Annotated in this window: 22 protein-coding genes; 11 read left to right on the top strand and 11 right to left on the bottom strand. The window is 53.0% G+C overall.

Annotated features, from left to right (window positions below; translation table 11 throughout):
- The first annotated feature begins 19 nt into the window (after positions 1 to 19).
- From JMJ04_RS37295 to JMJ04_RS37245, 11 genes are all read left to right on the top strand, one after another.
- Positions 20 to 1,003 carry a class I SAM-dependent methyltransferase gene (locus JMJ04_RS37295; RefSeq protein ID WP_201375430.1) on the top strand — a complete coding sequence of 328 codons (984 nt, stop codon included), beginning with the start codon at positions 20 to 22 and terminating at the stop codon, positions 1,001 to 1,003.
- Positions 1,004 to 1,025: 22 nt separating this feature from the next.
- Entirely contained in the window at positions 1,026 to 1,457 is a 432-nt protein-coding gene (locus JMJ04_RS37290; RefSeq protein WP_201375429.1) for a response regulator, read from the top strand.
- A 12-nt stretch (positions 1,458 to 1,469) separates the two neighbouring features.
- Complete coding sequence (locus JMJ04_RS37285; protein WP_201375428.1) at positions 1,470 to 1,778, top strand: hypothetical protein; 309 nt, start codon at positions 1,470 to 1,472, stop codon at positions 1,776 to 1,778.
- Positions 1,779 to 2,001: 223 nt separating this feature from the next.
- Positions 2,002 to 3,582: an APC family permease gene (locus tag JMJ04_RS37280; RefSeq protein WP_201375427.1), complete on the top strand. Its 1,581-nt coding sequence runs from the start codon at positions 2,002 to 2,004 to the stop codon at positions 3,580 to 3,582.
- Complete coding sequence (locus JMJ04_RS37275; protein WP_201375426.1) at positions 3,582 to 4,619, top strand: GNAT family N-acetyltransferase; 1,038 nt, start codon at positions 3,582 to 3,584, stop codon at positions 4,617 to 4,619. The genes JMJ04_RS37280 and JMJ04_RS37275 overlap by 1 nt, the downstream gene beginning before the upstream one ends.
- A 66-nt stretch (positions 4,620 to 4,685) precedes the next feature.
- Complete coding sequence (locus JMJ04_RS37270) at positions 4,686 to 6,359, top strand: APC family permease (RefSeq protein WP_201375425.1); 1,674 nt, start codon at positions 4,686 to 4,688, stop codon at positions 6,357 to 6,359.
- A 108-nt stretch (positions 6,360 to 6,467) separates the two neighbouring features.
- Positions 6,468 to 7,646 carry a serine/threonine-protein kinase gene (locus JMJ04_RS37265; RefSeq protein ID WP_201375424.1) on the top strand — a complete coding sequence of 393 codons (1,179 nt, stop codon included), beginning with the start codon at positions 6,468 to 6,470 and terminating at the stop codon, positions 7,644 to 7,646.
- Between the two features lie 41 nt (positions 7,647 to 7,687).
- Positions 7,688 to 8,011, top strand: a complete 324-nt coding sequence (locus JMJ04_RS37260) for a hypothetical protein (RefSeq protein WP_201375423.1) — start codon at positions 7,688 to 7,690, stop codon at positions 8,009 to 8,011.
- 7 nt (positions 8,012 to 8,018) lie between these two features.
- On the top strand, positions 8,019 to 8,783 hold the full coding sequence (locus JMJ04_RS37255) for a response regulator transcription factor (RefSeq protein WP_201375422.1): 765 nt from the start codon (positions 8,019 to 8,021) through the stop codon (positions 8,781 to 8,783).
- 73 nt (positions 8,784 to 8,856) lie between these two features.
- A complete protein-coding gene (locus JMJ04_RS37250) occupies positions 8,857 to 9,270 on the top strand; it encodes a Holliday junction ATP-dependent DNA helicase RuvA (RefSeq protein WP_201375421.1) in 414 nt (137 codons plus the stop codon).
- Between the two features lie 175 nt (positions 9,271 to 9,445).
- Positions 9,446 to 10,786, top strand: a complete 1,341-nt coding sequence (locus tag JMJ04_RS37245) for a DNA recombination protein RmuC (protein ID WP_201375420.1) — start codon at positions 9,446 to 9,448, stop codon at positions 10,784 to 10,786.
- 212 nt (positions 10,787 to 10,998) lie between these two features.
- Here the strand turns inward: JMJ04_RS37245 and JMJ04_RS37240 are convergent, their stop codons facing one another.
- The 11 genes from JMJ04_RS37240 to JMJ04_RS37190 form a co-directional block, all read right to left on the bottom strand.
- The gene (locus tag JMJ04_RS37240; RefSeq protein WP_236038860.1) at positions 10,999 to 11,757 is read right to left on the bottom strand and encodes a class I SAM-dependent methyltransferase; all 759 of its coding nucleotides are present in this window, start codon (positions 11,755 to 11,757) and stop codon (positions 10,999 to 11,001) included.
- Positions 11,758 to 11,970: 213 nt separating this feature from the next.
- A complete protein-coding gene (locus JMJ04_RS37235) occupies positions 11,971 to 12,396 on the bottom strand; it encodes a helix-turn-helix transcriptional regulator (RefSeq protein ID WP_201375419.1) in 426 nt (141 codons plus the stop codon).
- 45 nt (positions 12,397 to 12,441) lie between these two features.
- On the bottom strand, positions 12,442 to 14,370 hold the full coding sequence (locus JMJ04_RS37230) for a replication-relaxation family protein (protein WP_201375418.1): 1,929 nt from the start codon (positions 14,368 to 14,370) through the stop codon (positions 12,442 to 12,444).
- Positions 14,354 to 17,230 carry a DUF8128 domain-containing protein gene (locus JMJ04_RS37225; RefSeq protein WP_201375417.1) on the bottom strand — a complete coding sequence of 959 codons (2,877 nt, stop codon included), beginning with the start codon at positions 17,228 to 17,230 and terminating at the stop codon, positions 14,354 to 14,356. The genes JMJ04_RS37230 and JMJ04_RS37225 overlap by 17 nt, the downstream gene beginning before the upstream one ends.
- Positions 17,223 to 20,099, bottom strand: a complete 2,877-nt coding sequence (locus JMJ04_RS37220) for a VirB4 family type IV secretion system protein (protein ID WP_201375416.1) — start codon at positions 20,097 to 20,099, stop codon at positions 17,223 to 17,225. Before JMJ04_RS37220 ends, JMJ04_RS37225 begins: the two co-directional genes overlap by 8 nt.
- Positions 20,096 to 20,557 (bottom strand): hypothetical protein, encoded by a 462-nt coding sequence (locus JMJ04_RS37215; protein WP_201375415.1) that lies wholly within the window; start codon positions 20,555 to 20,557, stop codon positions 20,096 to 20,098. Before JMJ04_RS37215 ends, JMJ04_RS37220 begins: the two co-directional genes overlap by 4 nt.
- A gap of 14 nt (positions 20,558 to 20,571) precedes the next feature.
- Positions 20,572 to 20,835: a TrbC/VirB2 family protein gene (locus JMJ04_RS37210; RefSeq protein ID WP_201375414.1), complete on the bottom strand. Its 264-nt coding sequence runs from the start codon at positions 20,833 to 20,835 to the stop codon at positions 20,572 to 20,574.
- Between the two features lie 55 nt (positions 20,836 to 20,890).
- Positions 20,891 to 21,631, bottom strand: a complete 741-nt coding sequence (locus tag JMJ04_RS37205) for a CHAP domain-containing protein (RefSeq protein WP_201375413.1) — start codon at positions 21,629 to 21,631, stop codon at positions 20,891 to 20,893.
- 17 nt (positions 21,632 to 21,648) lie between these two features.
- A complete protein-coding gene (locus JMJ04_RS37200) occupies positions 21,649 to 22,914 on the bottom strand; it encodes a hypothetical protein (RefSeq protein ID WP_201375412.1) in 1,266 nt (421 codons plus the stop codon).
- A gap of 438 nt (positions 22,915 to 23,352) precedes the next feature.
- Positions 23,353 to 24,645: an NB-ARC domain-containing protein gene (locus JMJ04_RS37195; RefSeq protein ID WP_201375411.1), complete on the bottom strand. Its 1,293-nt coding sequence runs from the start codon at positions 24,643 to 24,645 to the stop codon at positions 23,353 to 23,355.
- A 164-nt stretch (positions 24,646 to 24,809) separates the two neighbouring features.
- Entirely contained in the window at positions 24,810 to 25,343 is a 534-nt protein-coding gene (locus JMJ04_RS37190; protein WP_201375410.1) for an MFS transporter, read from the bottom strand.
- Positions 25,344 to 25,373: the final 30 nt, after the last annotated feature.

Here is a 25,373-nt window from a genome sequence, read left to right as displayed (position 1 = left end):
AAGAGACATGCAGTTACCAATGAGCCGAAATACGGACATACCAGGTGGTTTGATACACGAGACGAACACACATGTTCACCTTTTACGCCGGGATGTCCTTCTCACCCAAGCGATGGGAGGTCCCCTCGCAGAACAAAGCGAAGAGCATCTGGAGCGTATTTACGATGTACTCGATCTCGGGTGTGGATGTGGTGGCTGGGCTGCGCAGATGGCTCATCGCTATCCCGAAATGACTGTTGTGGGGGTCGATTGTAACGAGACCTTCATTCACTGCGCCCGTAGCTTTGCCTCCATCCAAGAACTCGAAAATGCCTCTTTTCAGGTGATGGACGTGACACAGCCCCTGCCACTTCTGGATGCGTCCTTTGATCTCGTCAATATTCGTCTCCTGGGGAATACGCTTCTTCCTGAGCAATGGGAGCCACTGATGCAAGAATGTCAGCGTCTCTTGCGGCCAGGAGGCGTTCTTCGCATCACGGAAGCGGAATGGGGATGTCTAGGGATGGTATCTGCAGCATTCGCTCGCCTCTTCTCGCTCACGCTAGAGGCACTGGCTCATGCTCAGCCTCCCCTACTCTCGCTCCTCGACCGACCTACATCCCTGACTCCACTCCTACAACCTTTCTTACGGAGGCATGGATTTGAAGCGGTTCAGGGCGTGGCGGCAGCCATCGACCATTCCGCCGGGACGGAAGGGCATCTTGCCTTTGCTTCAGAATATCTGCTGTGGTTTCAGAACCATGCAGCGACCATGATTGAAGCACATCTTCTCAGCCGGGAGATGTTTGATGTGCTATTCAAGCAAACATCTCAGGAGATACTCAATACCTTTAGCGGAATACTGTACTTATTTACTGCGTGGGGCGAAAAACCAATGAGCGCTCAGAATAATGTTCTCTCAAAAGTAACAGCATCTCAAGAGCCTCTTCCTGTTGTTGTTCTCGATGCTGGAGTCGCTCCCTTTCTTGAGCATCTTAAGCAAGCGTCTACCATCTGTGTTTGAACAGGGTGGTGAGGAGAAGTATATGCAACCCCAACGAACAATCATGCTGATCGATGACTCAGCGACCATACGTAAGCTGGTGGAAATTACGCTCAGGCGAGAAGGATACCTTGTCGAGAGCTTTCCTGATGGTGTCGCAGCGATGGCTGCGCTGCAACAGCCAGGTGCGCACCTCCCTGGCCTGCTGATTCTTGATATTGAGCTTCCCAAGATGAATGGGTATGAGATTGCAAGATATTTGCGCTCGAAATCAGCCTGGCAAACTGTCCCTATCATGATGATCTCCAGGCATAAAGGGGTGGTCGAGCGCTTAAAATCCCGGCTTGCTGGAGCAAAAGTATATCTCGCCAAGCCCTTTACGACGCAGATGCTGTTACAAGCCATCCGCGAAGCTCAGACGAAACCAGGAGACATAAGCCATCAGCAAGCATCCCAACGCCTGCTTTATGGATGAGGAACTCTTGACATGGAATATCAATGGCATACCCCTTCCAGGGTGAGAACAGGGCATCTCTACCGACTGATTCCTCGATGTGTTCTCACCTTCTCGACCCTGGCAGGACAGCAGACTCAGATCTCGACGGATGAGATTCTGCTTGAAGTCACCGTCCTGGCGATTATTCCTGTCACAAAACGCATGCCTGCCCTCTATGAGCTCGCAACCACGCTTGATGGCGAACGACGCGTCTTCGTCGTATCCCAACACAACGTCATCTTGCAACAACAGAGAAGAGAAAGACAACGACGACATGAGACAAGCCCTTTCTTCGCATGAAGGGCATAGTGAGGCACGAGAAAGGGGTGAGTAGGCGTGAACTGGTTTTCTCTCGGTACTCCTTTGGACCGCCCCCCAGCCGATGGGAAGGCCAGTTCACTCGTGCTCATCTCTTCGATCATACATACACCGTCGAGCAAGCAGCAAGAGCGTTGCATGCTCGCATCACACCTATCTCATCGTATGGGTGTACATGTGCTTCTACAATAGATTGGAGTCTGTTATGCATTCTGTGAGCCAGCAAGGACCGATGGCTCCGCCGATCTCAACTCAGCCGCACGATGCCCTGTTGCCATCAGAGCGCTACGTCCAGCAAACGATGCCTGCGGTTTTTGGCTCGCTGGATATGACCAGCTTATTTTTGCTGAATGTCTTTTGGGTGACCAATATCACCCCGCTTGCTGCTGGAGGAGCAGTAAGCTTTACCTACTGGACCATTTGTGGTCTCCTGTTCTTTGTCCCCTGCTCGCTGGTGATGGCACAACTCGCCTATCTCTATCCTTCGGTAGGCGGCATTTATAACTGGACCCACCATATCCTGGGATCTCGTTGGGCCTTTTTCGTGGGCTTGTGTGCCTGGCTCCCCGGTATTCTCTCCATGATTAATGCCTGTGCGGCCAGTATCTCTCTCCTTCAGTTTCTCAATGCCACCTGGCTGTCAGAACCCTGGCAGCAGGGCTGTGCCATTGTTGCCTTGTTGCTTTTGACCTGGGGGATATCTGCACAGCGCACGCGTGTGGTGCAGCATATGCTGAATGTCGCGGTCGCCGCGATGGGGATCGCGACCTGTCTTCTGATGACCGCAGTTGGCATGTGGCTGTTGGGTGGGCATCCTTCCATGACCAATTTTGCGGATGCCGCAGGCTGGCGACTGACGCTGGGTCCACAGGGGAATCTCGCACTCCTTGGAAGCGCAACATTAGCGCTTTTTGGCTCCAATATGCCATTGGCTTTGGCCGGTGAGGTCAGGCATCGCAAAACGCTTCCTCGCCACCTGGCCTGGGGAACCCTGCTGACGCTTGGAGGATACCTGGTCTTTACCCTGGGTGTGCTCGTGATTGAAGGTGCTGGAGCGGCTCAACAGACATTCAATCCGATGGCGCTCCTGATTGGGACCGTAGATCATGCCTTTGGCAAAGCTGTCGGAAGCATCATGGCATTCTGCCTCTTGCTCTATTTCTTGATGATTCCTGTCGCCCTTAATCTCTGTTTCTCTCGCCTCCTGGTGGTGGCAGCGCTCCATCGACAGATCTCGATGCACTTTGCACAGCTCAATCGTCAGCGTGTGCCTGCGATAGCCTTGCGCAACCAGGTCCTCATCGCCATAACATTTACGGGCTTGATCTATATTGCCGTGCCTCTCTTCAACCTGAAACAATCGGCAGACCTCAGTAGCATTGCCTATAACGTTTTAGGGGCTGGATTGCTCCTGGTGTGGGCCATCTCGTTTGTGTTCCCATTCCTGCTTCTTGCGATTGTGGCTCGACGACAAGGGCCAGCCTTTCGACAGGTCTGCCTCATTCCATTTCCTCTCCTCGCGATCAGTGTCGTGACTGGCGTTTGCATCTGCCTGGTCACATTTGTCACGACCCTGACCAACTCATTCATCCCTACCCTCCTGCCCAATGAAACCTGGAGCTGGGTTGTGGGAGCCGTGGCGGGTGTCAGCCTGATGATTTCTGCTCTCTATAGTATGTTCTCCAATAGCGAGGCGCAGTGGCAAGCCTTGCAAGAGCAAAACATCGAAGCATCTGTTGCCCTTGCCCCACAAGGGCAGCACCAGCAGAAAGGACAGGCAAATTAATGGCAACCTCTCATGTCCACAACCTCAAGGACCATCCTGCGAGCATTCCTTCCATCGTCGCGCTGTGGCAGGCACAGGAGCAGCGCCAACGGCAACTCGATTCGCGATTGCATGCGCCATTGCCAGCGAGCGATCTGGAGCGCAGCGTGCGACAGGGTCTTGCTCATGGTCTTGTCGTGCTTGGAGAGGATGGGAAGGTACGTGGCTATGCCCACCCGGGAATCTGGTCGTTGCCTGAGACCAGTCTTCTTCACGCCTTTCTCACCCCAAAAAATGGCATTACCCATGCGCTCGTCCTTCCTGATCCACAGGAGCCTGATGCGCAGGAGGTCGCCGCCATCGTCCTGCTCGCACTCTCTGACTTTTGGCACACACAGCACATCACGGGGAATCTGATTCGCTGGCCCAGTCGTGATCCCTGGTTCGAATCCCTCTTGATCGCTCATGGCTTCGCCCTCGATAGTGTGTGTGCGCTGCGTCCTCACCCGCCTGTGTTTGCACAGCTGCACGCCTCATCGTTTACGGTGCGTCCTGCACGTCAAGAGGACGAAGGCGCGCTCATTGGCCTCTTCCAAGAAGAACTGACCTTTCATGAGCACTACACTCCTTTTGTGCGCAGTAATTCCGTCGTCTTGAGCGCCTTTCAAGGAAAGCTTGCACGTCTGTGGGCTGGCCGCAATGTGAGTGAAGGCGCACCATTCATCGTGGTGGCGGAACGTGCGGGCAACGTTCTTGGTATGGCCGAAAACACCCTTCTGACGGTTGAAGTGATGGACGAGCCAGGATTTACCCCGCCTGGGCAGTATGGCTGCCTGGATAATGTCTGCGTTCATGAGCAGTGGCGTGGGCAAGGCGTTGGCCGCCTCCTCCTCCACGCGTCGTTTGAGATGTGGGAAAGCATGCAGCAGTTGACGCTCGATGGCTATGTGCTTTGGTACAACCCGGATAATCCACGGGCGGTGCGTTTCTGGTCCCGGTGGGAGTATGAGCCACTCTGGACCACCTATCAGCAACTGCCTCTCGCTACACATGTGTAGCGGTAACGTGGAGGCGTCATCAAATCTTTTGTTTCCTCTTTACTTTTCAGAAAAGGATCATGTCACATGTCATCATCACCAGAAATAGTATCATCTCATGAGCAGCAACAGGAAGGAGTGGGTGTCGTTCCCACATCTGGTCTGCGCCAAAATGCGCTTGGACCAGCGGGCCTGGCTTTGCTCTGCATTGCAGCTATCGCGCCCGCTGCCTCAATGCTCTTCAATGTGCCAGTGATTGCTTCGCAAGCCGGAGCGGCATCTCCCCTGGTCTTTCTCTTATCAGCGATTGGCGTCCTTTTTCTCGGTGTCTCTGTGATCTATTTTGCCAGCAAGCTTTCTTCCGCCGGGGGCTTCTATACCTGGATTCGTCACGCTTTAGGAAAGGGAACAGCTTTTCAGGTCGGCTGGCTCATGATGGGAGCGTATGCCCTCTTTGAGGCCGCATTACAGGCGACCGTTGGAGGCTCACTCGATAGCAATTTCGCTACGTTGGGATTTCATCTGCCTGGCGGATGGGTGACGTATGCCTTGCTGTTGACGTTAGTTGTTGGAGTCATTGCCTACTTTGGGGTGAAGTTTTCTCTTTGGGTGATGGCTCCCTTTGCCGCCGCTGAAGTTCTGGGATTGCTGGTCCTTGATGGAGTGATCACCTTCAAGGGAGGATCTGGAGGCCAGGATCTCCTGCATACCTTGACACCAGCAGGCTCAACGCTGCATGGCGTTGCACCAGGTGGCGCCCTTGGGATTGGCCTCGGCATGATCTTAGGCATCTTAGCCTTTATTGGCTTTGAGACGGGAGCGGCCTATGGCGAGGAGACCCGCCACCCCAAGCGTGTCATTCCCATTGCGACCTATGCCTTGCTTGCCTTCTTGAGTGTGCTGTATATCTGGACGAGCTACGCTGCAACCATTGGCATCGGTTGGCAGCATGCTGGTGACATTTTAGGTAATGTGGCCGATGCACCACAGCAATATATTCTCCTGGCGAATCGGTACGTCGGCAGTTGGCTGGGAGCTGCGTTAGTGATTCTGGTCATCACGTCGAATGCCGCCAGCGCCTTTGCGATGCACCAGGTGATGACTCGCTACTTCTACGCGATGGGACGTGAGGGAATTCTGCCACGGGTCTTTGGTCAAACGCACCCTCGCTGGCGTAGCCCCTACCTGGCCTCCTGCGTACAAACAGGCTTTACAGGTATCGTCATTCTCCTGCTCGGACTGGTCCTGCAACAAAGCCATCCAGATGGGAGTATCACCTTTGCCCTGGGCTTCCCACATGACACATGGACACAGACGAGCGGCATCGTGTCCTTCCAATGGCTCGCCAGTGTCGTCACCATGTGCATTCTGCTTGTCTACCTGATGACGAATGTGGCCTCGCCTCTTTTTGCGCGGCGGCACCACGAGTTCCGCGTGTTTACGCACGCCGTTGCACCTCTCGTGAGTACGCTCCTGCTCCTCCTGCCACTCGCTTCGTATGTGTTGCCTCCCTTACCAGTTATTGGGAGTTGGGTCACAGCGCTTGGGTTTGCGCCAACGCCTTTCCCCACGAATATATTGCCCCTCTTTGTGCTCCTATGGGTCGCCCTTGGCCTTGGGTATGCCTGGTATCTCTCAAGAAAAGCGCCAGAGCGCTACGAGCAATTGGGCCTGATTATTCAGCAAGAAAGCGCTGAGGGTGGGAACCATGGGATCGCTGAAGAAGAGGAGGTACACACACACAGAGAAGAAGAGGCGTAAATTATACGACCTCACTGGTTCGAGGAGATGTGGTGGCGACGAGCGCTACATCTCCTCTCATCTCTCAGTAGCTTCTCAAAAGGAGAAAAAAGAAAGAGGAGAAGATATATGTCTCTACAGACAAGGGAACATATGCGTTTACAAGATGGTCAATATACCCTGGTGCGCCCACTGGAGCGCTCAGCCTGGTCAGACTCGTTTTCAGAAGTCTGGTGGTTGGCGCGCTCAACATTGAGGCAAAATGAGCAGGGACTGGCCTCGACCGAGCGCCTGATTGCGGAAGTACGTGCTCCTCTCACCGGGGCAACTCTCACGAAACAGTTACAACCCATGTTGCGAACGCTGCTTGCGTTGCAAGGGCATCCACAACATGTTCAGCTTCAAGATATGTTTTCGGAACACGCTTCTCATTACTTTGTCTTTGCGTCCCCTCACGGACAAACGCTGGGCACACTCATGCAGAGAAATTCGTTGTTAGAAGAAGATGTGCGCTTGTGCTGTTTAGCAGTCATCGAGTCGCTTCATGCCTTTGCGCATGTTCAGGCCCAGCAAGGGATGGCAAGCATAGCGCATGGTGGTATTACCCCTCATCATGTGATTGCCACGCGTTCAGTCTTCGGTCCTCGCTGGATCGTGAGCCAGCCCTCTCTGCTTCTTGCCAGTAGCGTGATGAATATGAGAGGGGAGGCCCATGTCTCATCATCAGTGTTTCCCTACTATCCACCTGAGTTCCAAGGGCAAGGTGGAGACACTCGAGCAGATCTCTATGCCCTTCTGGCGTGTGCCTATCATGCCCTGACGGGAACGCATCCGGGGAGGCAACGACAGGATGGTGGAGCGATCCCACAGGCACAGTGGCTCAATGCAAACATCAGTACGCAAATGAACGCTGTCCTCGCGAAAGGTTTACATCCTCACCCCGAGGAACGCTTTCAACATCCAGCAGAGTTATACCAGGCATTAGGCGGGGAACAGCGTTCCTTAGAGGAAGCCCACAACTCACAGCGGCGCGTGTTGGCTGCGGCACAGTCGCCTGCATATCAACGACAGGGAGTGGCTGTTGGAGCAGGAGCATCATCAGCGCCATCGGGGAAACGTCCTTCTGTGCAAACAGCGGGATGGCCCACGCCATTGACCTTTGAACCAGCAGAACCAGAGACGAAAACCTTGCTTCCTCATCCAGAAGACTTCCCTCCACTTCCTGCTCTTCATGAGTGGCGTACTGCGTTGTGCTGGCTTGGAGGAATTGCGGTTTGTGAAACGGCGCTCCTGGTACTCGCTCGGTAAGCGCTCCTCTTTTGCAAAAAATGTGAAGGGAAAGGCAACTGATGAAGAGCACTTCATCCGCGACCGGCACACTATCTAACATTGCGTCATCAGAGTCGAAAGCAGTGCAAAAGGTTCATGAAATATATGATGAAGACCACTATCGGCGTATCGGGAAAAAAGGCGGCAACGCGTTAAAGGAGAAGCGTGGCGTTGAATATTATCGCAGTATTGCCCAGAAAGGTGGGCGTGCAAATCTCGAAAAGTATGGCCCTGCCCACTTCTCTGCGATGGACAAGAAGGGTGGCAATGCCACGAAGCAGAATCAGGGGCCTGATTTCTACAAGCGTATAGGTCATCTCGGTGGATCTGCTCGGAAAGGCTGAATGAGAGATGCCAGATCTTCTTGATGCTTGCCACAGTGAGAGCTTGTGTGTGGCGTGTGTCTGTGATCGTGAGCTGTATCGCGCACTCAAAACCTGTTTGAAGCATGGGGATATTCAGGCAGTTCACGTTCACGAGCCGACCCTGATCGCGCTCTTGCTCTCACAGCCCGATCTTCTGCTCATTGAGGGAAGATGGCGAGAGGAAATAACACGATTGCGTTCTCTCTTTCCCTCAATGCCCCTGGCCGTCTGGTCAGATGATGGTGCCGCAACATCGATTGTGCAAGCACTCAATGATGGCGCAGATGACTATATTGCGTTTTCCTGTGGGCAGGAGGAACTCTGTGCTCGTGTGCGCGCGCATGTCAGAAAAGCCAATTACACGTTGTCTCGTTCAGCAGTAGAGAGCCAGGATCATCAGATTCGCCTTGATATGCGACAAAGAGGTGCCATTGTCCGTGGAAAAGAGGTTTTGTTGACCCCCACAGAGTATATGCTTCTCTGGCTCTTTCTCACCCACGTTGGGAAAGTGTTGACGCATGCCACATTGCTGCAAACGGTATGGGGTGAGGCGTATCGAGATGAGATAAAGCTGCTACGCGTGCATATTAAGCACCTGCGATGCAAGCTCGAAGAAGACCCTGCTTGCTCCTATCTTGAAACGGTTGTTGGGATTGGCTATCGCTTTCGAGAGACAAGCAGGTCTCTGGAAGAGAACCAGGCAAACGGAGAAGGAAAGCTCCTTCACATCGAGGAAAAGGAAGGCCCATAAGCACGTTTCATAAAAAAACAGGATTGAAAATAATTTGCAAATTAGACATGGTAGAAAAAAAGGAGAGGTGGACTTGAATACAGTACATCAAAAAGTGGCGAGTGACGATGAAAGATGCGTACCCTTCGCTAGAGTTCCTAGTGATGTGTTTCAAGCTATGCCATCAGGAGTTCCATTGCCAAGTCTACTTGAAGATATTGGTGAAGTGATAAAGTGTGTGGACGACCTTCTTGACGATGTCGAGAGATGCCGCTCAGCATTGCTTAGTTTAGGATATTGGACCATTGATGCCAAAGAGACTGATGCTACTCAGGCTTTGCTGGCTCATGTGAGCATAGCCCAAGAAGGCCTTACGCACCTGGAAGCCCTAATTCGAGAAGGTATTTGCCAACCAATGCGGCAAGAACTCCTCTTTTTTGAGGCAAGCTCTACACCCTATGTGCATCAACTTACCTCCCACACCTTGCAGGCCTTGAAGGGAATTTAAACATGCAGAAAAAGACGGAGGCGCATGAGAATGTGAAAAGGATTGGACTGACACAATCATTTCCTCCAACTCTTCTGCTGTTAAGAATGCCTTGTTGCATTATATGATATATTTTAGTTGTTAGATGTAATTCTTGTATAAAGATTCAGATAGGCTTTGGAAGAGGAAATACTTGATGCCTTTAGAGAGCATACCATCAAGCATTGTGGGTATAGGATTGGCAAGCATTTTGACCATCTTTCTCGTTCTCGTTCTTGTGATCTGTCTTCTTGTCTTGAGACGTGTGCAAACGATGCAGAGTAATATCGCTCAACTATACACTGCTCATATAAGCACTCAGGCGAGCATTGAGCATCTTCAGACGACAACACAACAAGATATTCAGCGGCTTCAAGCGACAACGCAACAGGATATCCAACAACTTCAGGCGACAACCCAGCAAGACATCAAGCAACTCCAAATTGCTCAAGCTTCAACCAGCACCATGGTTTCCACAACACAGCAGGAAACAAGGATCTTTCTCCAGGAGATACAAGCTATACAAACACTTATGCAAGAGGTGAGAACACTTCAGCACAATTCGCAAGCATTCATGAACAATTGGCAAAAAGAGACCTCGCAATTAAGCCGTGCGCTTCGCACGAATTATCAACAAGGAGTCTGGGGTGAGCGAGAATTGCGACAAGTCGTCGAATTGGCTGGAATGATACAACACTGTGATTTTGATCTGAAGCCGCGTTTGCCAAATGGAAAGGTTCCAGATCTTGTCATTCATATGCATAATAATCGTTCGATTGCTGTCGATGCCAAGGCGCCAAGTCAGGCGTATATTGATGCTATGAGTTGTGAGGATGAAAAGACACGGGCCATCAAGCTGCAAGAGTATGCACGAACGGTAAGAGACAGAATGAACGACCTGGCGAAAAAAGAATACTGGCAAGAACTTGAATCGTCGCTATCTCTGGTCATTTTGTTCCTTCCCAATGAAGCCATGTTCCGCGCGGCCCTCGAATTTGATCTGCAATTATTAGATGTGGCGACGCAAAAGAATGTGTTGCTTGCTTCGCCAATTACCCTTATTGCGCTCTTAAAAGCGATAGCTCATGGATGGTGCCAGGAATTACGTGCACAAAATGTCCAACAGATTATTGATCAGAGTAAAGTGCTCCACAAAGAGTTAGAAGGGTGGGTCCGTCAATGGCAATCATTAAGGAAAGCAGTGAATGATGTCACCACAGAATTTAATCGTGTTGCAACCAGCTACGAAACGAATATTCTTCCGCTTATAAAAGAATTGAGTGTTCTTGATGGGACTGCCACCTTTAAGGAGAAGACATTTAGTATCAAAGTGCTGCGAAATCAGGTAAAACTCTTAGAAGAGGAGAGCGAAAGAGAGGAAGCAAGAGAAAATATCTCATTCTCGGGAATGATAACCCGCTCTCTTGAAAAACTCAAGGATACCCTTACGCTCAATTTCCCCTATCAAGCGAAAGAGCAGGAGTCGGAACCTCTCTAAGGTTCATCGCAAACAAGAAAGCTGCAATGACTGCCTATGTACTCTCCGTTCGCTCGTTCCTTGCGAAGCCAACGTACAAGCCAATTTGTACTCGCAAAAGAAGCGAGTACTCAGCAATGGCATTCGGCTGTGCAAGCGGTTTTGACAAAAAAATGAGCGAACCGTGAGTATGTATATTGTGCTTTTCATAGGCAGTCATTGAACAATTACGACTATGCTGGCCGCTGCCCATAAGCAATAAAGGTATAGGAATAGCTCTTGTAGCTGTCATATTCTTCCAGGGATGCTGCGAGAGCCTGGTCATAGTGTGCTGGCGAAATGCTTAATTGAGAGAGCACTTGTGGGCGCATGGCTTTGTTGATTGCCTGAACACCTGTGGCTGCCATGGTGCCGATATGTCCTCCCCATTTGCCAATAGGATTGGGAACCTGTCGATAGACGATATTGGTAAACCCTGCCGCTTCGAGCAGTGTATGAGTACGACGGGCCATTGAGGGATCAATTCCCTGACGTCGGCTAGCTTCTGCGATCCAAGCTGCCAATTGTGCGCTCGCTGGCCCCATCTGTTCAAAGGCAATATCGACTTCGGTTACTTCGACCCAGCCGCCGGGGCGTGTGACCTTGACCAGTTCCCTGGCCTCGCTCAGCCATCGCTCCACGGGAAGAGCAAAGACGAGCAATCTCTGATGCACATAATCAAAGCTGTGCGGCGCAAAAGGAAATTCTTCAAGCACATTACCCTGCACAAAGCGGCAATTTTCAGGGAACGCCAGACTTCGGGGCAAGGCCAGCGGCGAGACTTGATCAAACCCAACAATATTTGCGTAAGGATAGGTTGCTGCCATCTCCTGGCACCAGCGTCCCGTCGCACATCCAATGTCTAAGATACTGGTGGGATTGTGCAGGGGAGCCAGCGCATTTCCTTTGAGTATAGCACGAAGAAGATAATGCTGAAAATCTTGTCTCTTCATTTCCACGGTATTTCGCGGCAATAAAGAGTGCGCGCTGTCAGTCTGGTGAGCCATCGTCGCCATTTTTTCTCTTGTGCTTTTCCGAAACGGGAGGAGCTTTCTCCACAAGAATGGCTTGAAAAAGGACGGTGACACGCCCCAACTGATAGGATGAATGGCTGCTTGTTGGTGATATTGGATCATGATCTTCCTCATTGTGTGTGAAAAATACATTTAGGATACTTCTTGAATGTGAATGGTCATCACAGGTGATTCTAGTTCTCTGGCTTGTTTGCCAGTATCTGGCAGGAGACGCAGTGGTGGAGAGGCACACAGATGAGCGTCTTTTTGAGGCAAGCCTCTGTCTTTCTCTGTCTTCGCGACTACCGAGAGCTGAATCATAACAGTGATGTGATGCTCCCCATGGGAGAGCATTGATGTACATGTGCTGAGCATGTTTCCTTCAGCAAGCAGATCATTGGGCGTGATGTGATAGATCTGACAGAGACGCTGGACATAGAGTACATTCGGTGCGATCTCGCCTCGTTCCCAACGGGAAATAGTGAGCGTCGAGACATCCAGGTATTCGGCCACAGTTTCCTGCGTTAACCGACACGCCTGGCGAGCCTGACGTAAGCGAGCAGAAAAAGCGGTAGACATTGCACATTCCTTTCAGATGAGATGGTTAACTAACGCTTCTTTGTCCTAGGAAGGATCGAGGAGCTTTCGGCGCTGATCTTCGAATGTATGCGGCAATACTGGCAGCCAGATTGGGCCAAGTGGTCCATGCTCCCCCAGACGCGTCTGCGTGGTGACTATAACTACTAGCGAAGTATGTGCAAGCGTTCGCTGGGCAATGCGGCTCACTCGCTGTTCCTGGCCGGGGTGAGGTGTGACCATGAGCAGGATGGGTAAGGTCATGTGGTCTTTCATCCATTCCCTGGTTTCTAGAAAATGAGCATAGGCAGCGAACTTGGCGGTCAGATCGCTGGTATGCATCGTGCCTTCATCCCATTCAAGCCAGGCGCTAAAGCGCTTTTCCTCTGCACGATAGGCGAAAGTGGCATCGGGCAGGAAGTTGTGCCAGTGCTTCTGGGAACGATAGCGCCGAGCGCTCCGAGCCTCCGCCTCCCACCATTCGAGGAGATGGCCCTCTTGCCTGGCCTCCTCTTGCACGCGAGCCAGAAAGTGATAGATCCCCGCTGTGTGCTTAATCTTCTGGAGGAGAGAGGGAACGCCGCGCTGGACACGTACTCCTGACGCCTCCTTCTCAAACATATGTCGCTGGGAGATATGCAGGTACATGGCAATGAAGCGCCCACCACGTTCGCTCAAGGCATAACGTTTCCCTCGTGAGGTGTGATAGATTTCGACGCAGGCTTGGGCGCGCAGATCGTAGAGATAGCGGGTCGCTGTTTCTGGCTGAAGATGTCCAAACGTGGCGACCTCCTCCCGTGAGAGGAGAGGATGTTGATAGAGCTGGAGCAGACATTCAAGATGCCGGTATCCTAATTGTAAACCGAGCAGAGATAGAGCTTCTTGTTCGCTTTCTGTACGCTGGTGTGATCGTGCGCTAAAACGCCCTTTGATAATGTCTGTCTGCTCGGTGTCGTCCTGGTTGTGCTGGAATGTTCCCTCGGGAATCATTCTCGGGGCCAGGACATTCGGGAGAGCGGAGTCTATTGGTATTGGGATCAGGAGGTCCTCAAGGCGACAAGGACGGCTTGTGGTGAGGTGTTGCCAGGGAAGCGTCCATGGGAATCCACTCTGCTTGGGAATACCAGGCTCAAGCGTCACAATGGCCCCGGCGAGCGGAGCGACACGCTTCCGTGTACTGGCTTCGAGAGCACACTGCTGCCAAAGGAGGTGGTTGCGCGCGCTCCTGGTCACGACCAGCAGTGGTGGGAAATGGGAATACGAGCGCCAGCGCTCGGTACTTTCGCGAAATTTCAGCAGAGCTTCCAGTCGCTGTTGAATGAGCCGCTGATTTCCTCCTCCAAGGAGGCCAGCATCGACCATCCACAACGCCGTAAAAAGTGTCTCGGCTTTTTGTGTACCTGTGCCAGGTAGAGCACGAGTCATCGCGAGCACTGCGTCTGCCCGACAGCGTTCCCGTGTCCCTTTCCAAACAAAGGAATGCATATAATCGTGGACCCAGTGCCAGCGAATGGTGGCAGGATATCCACCTGGATGCATCAGCCGGGTTGGTGCATATGCCACAATGCCAGAGACCAGATCGTGCAGGAGCATGAATGTCGAGAGGCGAGGAATAAGGCGCAGCAGGTGGCCTTCTCCAACGCGCCACATCTGAGCGAGCTTGGCGGGATCGGCTCCCAGAATGTTGGCGATGGCGTGCAAGCCTGTAGTTGTCAGATAGTAGGTTGCTTGTGGCTTTGTTCCTACCTGTGGTGGACGGACCTGTTCAATCATGCCCTGCTGCTCAAGGGCGACCAGGTGGCGGCAGACCGAAGAGACGTGCAGTTTGAGCGCGAAGGCGAGATCCTCGATCCGTTGAAAGGGATGCTTGAGCAACCAGAGAAGCACACGCTCTTTTGACGTGAGATGCGCCTCTCTCTCAGAAATCGACTGAGGCTCTGTACTGTTGACTTCCTGTTGATCACGCACTGGCTTCATTCTGGATCTCCTCCTCATGGGGTTCATTGATCTGTGATGCTTCTCTCTCTCGCATTCCTACGGTCTCGTCCCAACCCATAATCGCGATCTTTTCCGTCCTGATGGTGGTTTCTTTCAGACGCTTCTCCTGGCTTTTGCGCCCACGATAGCCATTGGCGCGAGCGCCATCGGCATCGATAACTGATGGTTTGTCTTCAGGAGCCGGATCAGGATCTTCTCGTGAGGGTGGCGAGAAGAAGGGAAGACGCTCCTGCAACGTCGTGGGCTGGTTTTTCAAGGGGCGAGCGATGGCTTCCAAGAGATGCGCATCTACCTGGCTAACTGGAAGCATCATGTGGGTACGTGCATGCACGCGGATACGTTCGCTATGTTCTGGCTGCCCAACGGGAGGCCGTTGTACAGCCAGAGAGAAGGTGGGCTGCCGATGATTGTCGTAGGTCAGCTTGAGATAACACTGATGGCTGTCCAGGTGCAGAATATCCTCCTCATCGACGCCCAATTCTTTGTGTAGGAGGAACGCGTCCCGCGCTGAGCCATGGAAGACCGCCATCTGTTTCACATTGGCGAGCACCATGGGCAGGAGTTGCTGATCCATCTCGCGGAGATACTCTGGCGATTGGGTCGCCAGGGTAAAGGCCGCGCCGTATTTACGGAGCTCTGCCAGTCCCGCCCAATCGACGCCTTGGAGGACCTGAAATTCATCAATACAGATGGGGAGGAAGCGACGTTCACTTTCCGCCTGCGTTGCCTGCTCCTCAAGGGTGATCTGGAGGAGACCCAGCAGGGTGGCACCGAGAATGCGCGCTGTATCTTCACCTATGACGCCTTTTGCAAGCTTCACCAGAATGATCTTGCCCTCGCGAATTGCCGCCGCAAAATCGACGGTCGATTGACCCTGGCCGAGAATACGACGGGCAATCAGGCTTTCAAACTTGGCAACCTTCGAGAGCACAGGATCAATGCGCTCCCGCTGCATAGCGAGCGGGAGTGGCTCATAGTAGGTGTGCCACCAGCGAAGGATATAGGGATCGCTGATATGTTGAAGCAGAGAATGGCAGAAGCTCTCGTCGGTGAGCAGTGGCATCACATCAAGCAGAGTATATTGCTTCGAGGCTCCCGTGTAGACATCCTGTTGCAACAGGACCTTATTGGCCTCGTAGAGGGTGCGCAAGGCATATTCAAAGGCATTTTCCATGCGTGGTCCCCAACTGCTGGCCCAGATATGCGCCAGGGTATGCAGCAAATCGGAGATAGCCTTATCACGCCCTTTGCCCATCGTGGCATCGAGAGGATTCAAGCCGATGGCATAGTCGGTCTCACTCAGATCAATGAGCATGACTTCTTCGAGACGTTGCGCTGGCACCTGGGGCAAGAGATGATCAATCAGGTCCCCATGCGGATCGACGACAAGGAGGCCTCCTTGCTGCATGGCGTCGCCAGCCAGGTGCTCCATCAAGGTCGATTTGCCCTCTCCAGATTTGCCACAAATGAGCATGTGGTGGCGTGCGCTTGATGCTGGAAAGCGAAACGGGACGCGATGGCCTGCATGCTCACAGTATCCAAGCGGGATACCATCCCGTGCCGCTTTCGCTAGTGGCAGTGGCAATGGCAGGGAACGATGTTGTCGGTATGCGACCTGTGCCAGGTGTGGCAGGAGGGATGGATCGGGCAGATGCCAGAGGTCGGCGACCGATTCCACGCTCATCAGATGCGAGGAACGGGCCACATCCGACCACCAGCCCCAGGACCAGCGCCGCCACTGGATGCCACATAGGCAGCGCGATGTGGTCCAGCGTGATGCCTTCACTGGCACGAAATAGTTGCCTGCCTCCAGGTGATACTGCCGATACGCTGCGACTACCCCCTGTAAGATCTCCAGGCGGGCCTGCTCATCGTTGCGATGATCGTGGACATTACCTTCTCTAGATGAAACAGGGTTGATCGCGTAGAGGCGGAGACGTACATGATAGGCAGCATGCGCGGTCTTACTTGCTACCAGGCGCATATCGTAGACCGGTCGCTGAAAAAGGCGACGACGAAACTGGTCGAAGAGGACAAAGCCACCAAAGACCAGGAGCAGCAGCGCGATGAACCCTCCCATGAGCATGCTTTGCTGCATGGAAGAAAGCGCTGGCACCTGCCCATGGAGCAGTTCATGAACAGGCTGGCGCATCCAGGATGGAAGAGACACGACATGCTGCTTGACCACCAGTAAGATGCCAAGCAATCCAGCCAGGAAAAGCAGCATCCCCGTTTTGGGGACGCCAGCCTCCTGCCGAGTTTCAGAGAGAAGCTGTTGTTGTTCGCGGCGCTCAGGCTCCAGGGCATGCTCGATGGCTTTGCGCTGATAGCGACGTGCCCAGCCTGCTCTGGCAGGCACTAACGCCAGTTGCGCGACGACCCGCATCTCCTCTGGAATCGCATCGAGCGCGGCAAGGAGTCCCAGAACTGGATCAGTGCTCGCCGCAGCATCCTGTTTCCCATTCGCCTCCCACGTTTGCAGTGGGAGATAGGATGCGGCCCCTGCTCGTAATTCCAGCATTGATGCGGCCTCGCCTGCTTCAAGGCGAAAGGGGTCCGCACCTGGCTCTACTGGCTTGATCTGCACATGTGAATAGCGAGCGCGCAATTGAAGCTGGACATGACGTAACGCCGCCTGGGTGGTCGCTCGAATAAGCAGCGAACGCTGATGGGATTCTCCAACCAATTCCAGGGCCAGGGGATGACGCTGATCCAGAACCAGGCTCCCAATCGCTGCGGCCATCGCGCTAGGATTGTCCTGTTTTTGCGAGGATGGAATGATCTGGAGCGCGTAGGAGGCATTCCCTTGCCCCTGATGGAAGGATAAAGCCTCAAGCATAGCGCACCTCGCTTTCTGGATATCCGCTCTCGGCCAGAGCACAGAGCGCTGCACGGAGTATGGCTGGTTCTCCTTGGGGATGATGAAGTGCCTCTAAGAGCTGATCGATGTGTTGATACCTGGGATCATCTCGCCACTGGGCCAGTTCGCGTGGATTGGTGCTCGCCAGGATATGCTCTAGAGAACTGGCTTCAAAGGCGAGCTGCAAACGTTTCTCATTCGTAAGGAATAAGGCTTCGCCAACGCCTAAGCGCCGGAGGATCTGCACCTCATGGGTGGAGAGTTTGAACATCTCGCGCATGAGATCGAGCGTACTGGCATCCTGGCGCATAAGGACATGGACAGCACAGTTGGCGATGATGGAGCTGTGCTCAAAGATGCGTGGATGCTGCGAGATCACCGTCACGCCGATGTAGTGCTTGCGTGCTCGGCGCACAAAATCTTCTAGAAAGAGCGCGCCACTTTCGTACTGCATTAAGGTGGCTGCTTCATCGATAATCACCTGGCGCGGGATCGTCGAGTGGAATGATTGGGTCCAGATGAAGTTGGAGACGAGAAAGAGGCCAACCGGGCGCAGTTCTGTTTCCAGATCATGAATATCAAAGACCAGGACCCGGCCATCCAGGTTCACATTCGTCTGGTTGGCAAAGAGACCTGAGAGGCTACCGAAGACAAAGCGATGGAGCCGTTGCAGGAGGCCGCTCGTATCAGGTCCACAGATGCCACTTTCGAGGACCTGGTAGAGATCGCGCATCAAAGGGACCTGACGATCATGGGTACGTACATCGCTGGTAATGCCGACCCTGCGATACGTTTCAAAGAGTGCACGATCCAGCAGCCCTTTCTCCTCGGCGCTGAGCCTGCCCGCGCCATCGGGTGTGCGATCCGCAAGCATGATATCCAGCAGCGAATGCAGCTTTTGCACATGATCGGCCAGCCGATCTCCATGCTCCACCTGCTGATGCTCGCTGTTCTGGGATGTAGGCAGGTCAAAGGGATTGAGATGTTGGGCAGAGCCTGGAGCCAGACGAATGACACTCCCACCAAAGAGCCGGGAGAGGTAGCCATATTCTCCCTCAGGATCAACAATGATAGCCTGGAAATTGGTGCCTGGCGTCTCTTCTCTCTCCCGCCGTGCCTTTTTTTGAGCGACAGCATATTTGAGCGCCAGACGCAGCACCCCATTTTTGACGGCATGTGATTTCCCCCAACCAGGAGGACCTAGCACGATGCGGTTGGCGTTGGGAACATCACGCGACCAGGCATCGAAGGTCACGAGGTCGCGAGCGGGCGTGACCCCTTCCAGAATGCCACTGGAGTGGTAGAGCGCATTCGAGAGAAAGGGGAACATGGCCGAGGCGCTGCGGCTATTGAGGAGCATCCCCGCGCTCTTGAGATGATTGCGCACATGGGGAAGGCAAGAGCAGAATGCCTGCTCCTGCTCAAAGAGGGCTGGCCGTGCCACAAGCAGCATGTTCTGAAGAATGGAGAGGAGCCGCCGCGTGCGCTCGTTGAGTTCTCGCCTGCTTGTGCCGCGCAGCAGAATGTGCATGGAGACATCGAGCATGCGTTCCTCCCCTGATGCCAGCTTGGTGATCAGCGACGCGACATCAGCGGCAGCGACCTGGGTATGAGGATCAGGCGTATTGCCCTTGCGCGAGGCGAGCATGGAGGACTCAAACTCCATCTGGCGTCGGCGGAACTGCGTGATCATCTGCGCTGATTGGTAGGGGTGAATATGGAAAGAGATTTCCATCGGCTCGTCGAGATCGGCGAGGGGTTTCAGCCAGCCTGCATGTACCCGCCGAGGCAGGTGATGCACAACTACCACGCGCGCATACTCCTCTTCGATGCGCACACAATCCCGTTCGATGGAGATTCCAGCGGGTGAAACCAGGTCTGCGAGCTGCGTAAAGTCACGCCCCACAATCCTTGGCTCTTGGGTGGAATGCCTCCCCTTTCGGCGTGGGGCTGGCCCAGGTGCTTGGGAGAGCAAGAGAGTATTCTGCGCTTCCGCTGGATTCTGCTCAAAGAAATAAGCCGCCGCCGTTGTGGAACGCTTCTGCCGCGCAAGCCAGCCAGTGACATCGAGTGGGCGTCCCAGGCTCTCAATTACCTCATCAGGAAGCGGGGCCTGCTGATGACGCGTCAGGAGGAGGCAGGAAGAGTAGAAACGAGTGAGCGCTCGCATCCCTTCGACCTGTTTCACGGTCAGGCCCATATTGGAGAGCAGGCGTGAGACTTCGCGCACACGCACATTGAGTTCCATCCGAGCCTGCTCAAAGGCTTCCGCCTGACTGATGCGTTTGGAGCGTGAGGTCTGCGTCCAGCGCTGGAGCACCGATTCCTGGCTCCGTGGCGTCCCCTCGACCCGAAGCAAAAGATAGAGTGACCGTTCCAGCAGTGTACGCTGTGCTCCTAGATGAGAAAGCAAGGTGGCATGATCTGCTGCCACAGGTTCCCATGGCTCCTGTAGCTCGTCAGCGTCAATCACTGGTTCAGGAGCGCCGGGATGCGATACTATGCTCTCCTTCAACGTAAATTGCGCGCCATACTGCTGGATATCCAGGGGCAGGACGCGCCAGAGGATCTGGATATCATAAGGCAGAGAGGCCAGGAAGGCCTGGTAGAGTTCGTTGATGAGCTGTTGTTCTTCCTCTCCCTTCAGGTCATAGCAGATGCCTTCGACCTGAAGGACGGTAACATAATCAAAGCCGCCAGGCGTCTCCGAGGCCAGGCAGAGCACATTGTGGGCAATCGCACGTGCCTTGACAATCTCTTCCTGCACCCATCGAGGCTTTTGGCCGAAACGAGGCTTGCTCGCTGTGGGCTTTGTTGTGTGTTTGGGGATGACAAGATGTGTCTTCATGCTTCTTCCTCCTCTACAAGGGGTGAGTGGTGAATGCTCTGATGTAAGCGATGGGTTGCATGTTGCCCCCTGGATGCTCCCTGCTCGTCTTCGGCAAACACGAGGGTGGCAGCGTGCCAAGCGATGGTGCGCGAACGCACCAGATACCGTAGCAGGAGCATGAGCCACGTTTCGAGATGCCGTTCCCGAAACGTGAAGGTTGCCAGGAGCACCGTCAGAAAGGCGAGCAGCCCTGGAAGCAGGTAATGCAGCAGTGGCCCTCCTCCGGCCCATTGATCGAGCCAGAAGAGGTGTCTCCACAGGCTATAGACCAAACTGCCACCAATGAGGGCGATCAGCCCCTGGCGCATGGTGATGGTCAGAGAGAAGCCAAAGAGATCCAGGGTAAAGGTATCCGCAATCTTGAGATGGGTTGGAATCTGATAACTCTGCTTCTGCGGTGGTGATGAGACCGCCATATTACATGTGCTCCTTAGCGTTTGATGTTGTTGACCAGTTCTGTGGAGGCGGTGGCCGCAATAGCGACAATGATGGCTCCCACAATCACCATGCCGATGGCGCGTTTGATATGTGCCGCGCGCTGGTAGTCATCGAGAGCGGTAATGTACATGTAGCCGAGCACCGCCAGAGCGAAACCCACCACTGGCGCGAGATAGCCCGTAATGAGCGTGGTCAGGTTGCTAAAGGCGGAGCTGATGTCAGCCGCTTGCACCAGGGCAGTGAGGTGTAAATGCATAGAATACGCTTCCTTTCAAAAATTTGACACGTTTGTCTGCTCAACATAATGAACGCTATACATGGCGTATGAAGCCACGGACGGTAAAGAGGTAAGGCTGGGTCCAGGTGCCAATCGAAAGGTCAGGATGTAGCGGCATCGTGTACCAGTTGGCCGGGTCCGTGTCATGACTGGCAGGCCAGCGATTTCCCGGCGCGTTGCCCTGAGCCACGGTGACGGAGCCATCTTTTCCATCGTGAGGTGGGACGACCTCCAGTACCACGGCAATATGTCCGAAATCACCACCTTTCCAGATCATGAGATCACCAGGGGCAGGCAAGCCACGCTGGCTCACGGGATATTCCGTGGAGGAAACCTCTCGCCACCCAGATCGATTTTGGTAGTTGGGCCAGAAATTGACGGCATCGTAGATGTCGGGTACAGGATAGCCCGCCAGGAAATACGCTCCTACTGCAAAGTAGACACATTGCAGACTCCCCGTATGGGCATACCAGCAGACATCACCGTTCACCCCAGGGCAGATGCTCTCCCAGTAGGTATACACCGGGCGCATGAAGGGATCATTGGGATCATAGAGATTGGCGCGATACCCCGAAATGTGCTGCGAGAGCGCTTTAGCTGCCGCCACAATCGAGTCTGCGCCTTTCCCCTTCTCAATGGTCATGGTAACTGCATTCCCTTGCTCGGAGGATTGGAAGACTCCCGCCAGGGGAGCCATCATAATGACGACAAAGAGCATACAGGCCAGCACCTGGAAGGCCACTGCCGCAAGTCCGAAGCGAATCAACATTCCCATAGATGTCGCTCCGCTCCTCAGGCTGCCAGCGTCGCCGCTGTTTTGGCGATGTTGGCAATGCCCTCTCCGGTGCCTTCCGCTGCTCCTTGAACGGCCTGGACCCCGGCCATACCTATAGAGACGCCATCAGGCACACCGCGCATCAGCAGCCCCAGCGGCTTGGAGACGAGCATCGTGGGAAGCTTAAAGGCGAGATAGAGACCACCAATGCCGATCAACATGCCCACAATCGAGACCCCTTTGGGACCGACCGTCATCAGAATGGATGACGAGAGGTTGATGCAGAGATTCTGCAAGAGAGGCATGAGCAAGGTCGAGACAAAGAGTTGGACCCACCAGTTGCCCCAATCCTGCGTCTGTGGCAGGGCAAAACAGGCGATCCCAAGCGGTGCCAGCACGATCAAGAAGTCGAGGAGGGCCAGATAGATCACTCGCTGTGCCAGGATAATGATCGACATTGCCAGTTCTGCCAGGTAGAAGCACGAGAGCCGTAAGGCTGTAGAATTACTCGCGGTATCGATCTTGCCACCTGGAAGAAGATTGACCTTGCCGCCAAAGAAGGTTTGCATGCCACTGGTCAGTGTATTTTGCACCTCGATGATCTGTGGGATGAAGAGCAGGCTGAAATTGGCCGCGATCACTGCCAGCAGCAAGCGAACCGCCACCTGGCGAAAATCGCGATAGCCACCCAGCATATAGGTATAGCCACCAATAGCCAGAAAGAGTGCCAGGGCTGCATCCAGAACACCAACGCTCCAGGCATGGAGCTGTTTGACGGTAGCATGCTCGTAGGTCAGATTGGCTGGCGTGGCATTGATGACGCCCCAACCATCGGCCCACTGCACAATCCCCTCCAAGGTATTGGCGATGCCATGAAGCGTATACCTGACCAGACCCTTAAAGCTATCTACTGCCCATTGTTTGGGATCTGGGAGGTCAAAATGCCAGTTCCAGGGCGGATCAATAGTCGTACTTGTGCTCGTCCCTGCGTTTTTCGAGAAGCTACCTTCCCTTGTGGGTGGTGTCTCTGTGCCATTCGTGGACGATATTGTTTTTTCTATCCTCTCTGTCCCTGCGTATCCTCCTCTGCCAACAGCAGGTGTGAACCTGCTTGGCGTGTTTGAGGACGGGGATGGAGAGAACATCGTTCCGAGAAGGACCCATCCACCAAAGAGTAGTCCCAGGAAAATGAATGTGATGCGAAATCCTTTGAAGACAACAGAAGGTGGTTGTCGTGGAAGTGAGAAGCGTTGAATGGTTATGTCACAGGGTTGCCAAAGCATAGAATCACCTCTTTTCTATGTATTGAAGGGCTTTTGAAAAGGTGCTGGTCCCGGGAAAACACAGGAGGAGTATCGTGATCAGTATTTTCTAGCATATGACCAGTCAACCTGATGTATGGCTTGAATGCTATACACCGGGTTGACTGAAAAGGCTCTTTCTCCGGTTAAAACACCCTACTTCATCGTATTGTTCTCTAGGCAATCTCCTTTCTATTGAGTGTCGATCAATACCTCTCGTCTTTGTCTGAAAGCTTCTTTCAAGCGCATCAGAGAGCATTTCTCTCTGTGCTCTAGTTATACCTGTTCCGGCTTCAAAAAGAAAGCCACAACCTGTAACACTTTCTGTATCAAATTTTTACTGTTACATATGCAACAATAAAGAACAATCAGTTTTTCCATAGTTTTTTCTTCCACTCCATGAGATGATGTCGAGAGTCACTACGAAGCTTTCTGAGCTGTTGTTTCTTCCAAACGCACGCGAATATAATCGGCAATTGTTGGATGGAGCATGTAACGACCAGAGCCACCGCTTTCAATAAGACCAATGTCAGTGAGGAAATCTAATGTTTCAAGAGAACACTGAGCATTGGTAAGAGCCTCCTCTTCTGAAAAGCTGGCAGGCTTGGATGGAAATATCGAAAGCGCGTAAAAATCCCTACGCATACCCTCAGAGAGGAGTGCATCCGACATCATAATCTTTGAATACAGGGATGATGGACTACATGGCATCTGATCGATATCTCCCGAAGTCAACTCTACTGAACCACTTAAATGCAAGCGTTCGTAGACATCAGAGAGATGATGGAAAGCAGCCTCAAGGCGTCGTGCCTGCCCAGAGACTCCCTGAGTGCGTAAATAGCGACCCATAAAGGTGAGCGCTAGAGGAAGACTGCCAATTGCTCGTACTAGGCAACGTGCTTGATCGTCAAGTGGTACCAGCATATCAAGCGATGGCACGAGGGCTTTGAGCAAGGTAAGTCCATCTTCTTCGTTGAGTTCTGGAACTGTCAGCAGGCTGTTCACAGTGAAACTTGACGCAATATGAAGAAAACGACTTGTAAGGAGGTAGGCACAGTTAGGGCCACCAACTTTGAGCCTGATGATATCTTCGATGTTCCAGACATCATCGAGGATGATGAGCATTTTTCGGAAGCCAATGGCGCTTCGCAGTGCCATGAAAGAGGCTTTCTGACTTGCGAATGTTTCTGTAGGCGAAAGGCAAACCATCTTTCCCCAGCGACGATAGGTTTCTTCGATTATTGGGGTCGGACCTAATTCTGCCCACAAAATACCATCAGAAAAGTGATTTCGAATAGCTTCATCATGAGCTAGTGCGCTGGCAATGGCTGTTTTCCCTACACCTGGCAAGCCATGAAGAGCGGCCAGAGAATGGAAGTTCTGACAGAGATATTCTCGAAGGTGTTTGATTTCTATCTCGCGTCCTATGAGAGGGATTGAAGATACTTGAGGCGTAGCCAGATCACAATAAAAACTAGTTGGTGCCTGAGTAGAAGCGCGAGGAGGCGAGAAGAAGCCTAATTCGTCTGCTGTTACCTTCAAAATTTCGCAGAGCTTGATGCGAGAGTAGCCTTGAGGGCATGAATATCCTGTTTCCCATCGATGAATAGTGTTGCGGCTCACACCCATGAGGGATGCCAATTCTTGCTGTGAAAGAGACAATTGCCGACGAAAATAAGAAATAGCATGATGATTCCAACGTTTGTTTGTCATAAAATTGCTTCTCCACTCTAGCTAAAAGGTATAGAAAGGCCATCGCTATAAACGTATTGGGCAAACGGCCACGAGAAAGAGAAGCTCTTCCGTGAGCAAATTGCTTGGGGGCGTTCGCAATCCATGCTTCATGGAATTCCTGAAGGTTGTCCAACTAAAAAAGCTCAGTGAGGCAACAAGTAATCCTCAGCCTTCCAATTGTTTCTAATAGATGAGATGGCGTACCGGCAAGAACTGGTAGGATAACAGCTCACGCAAAAATGTAAGTGTATGGGGTCGTATACTCTGGCTCCGTGTTGGTTACGAGGCCTTGACTTGTGCAAGGTGAGCGCAAGCACGCTATGGGCATTGGCAAGTAAAAGCATCGCACTTACTGTGAGTCCTGTGCCCAGGAGTAGCCAGGGACGGCGGCATCCCCAGCACCCCTTTGTTCGGTTGCTGAATGGACCTGCAAGTGGTTGGGCAACGAGTGCGGTGATGCCAGCTAAAAAGGTTACGAATGCAAGCTCACTTTCCTTGTACAGCGAGTCCCGCTCTTCCACCTGGAGTGGAAGGCACAACTGATAAAGCGGAATAATTGCCATCCAGGCAGCAGCATTGGTCAGAGCCAGGAGCGTTTGAAAGCCGAGCCCGACTGGGTGACGCTTCTCCTGTGGCTCTTGTCGTTTAAGAGTGGGTGCCGAAAGTGTATCAGCCATAAACATCCATCCTTCAAGAAGAAAAAATAG

The organism is Ktedonobacter robiniae, assembly GCF_016587375.1.
Lineage (GTDB): Bacteria > Chloroflexota > Ktedonobacteria > Ktedonobacterales > Ktedonobacteraceae > Ktedonobacter > Ktedonobacter robiniae.
The sequence above is the reverse complement of the archived record's forward strand: the minus strand, read 5'-3'. Positions and strand labels throughout refer to the sequence as shown.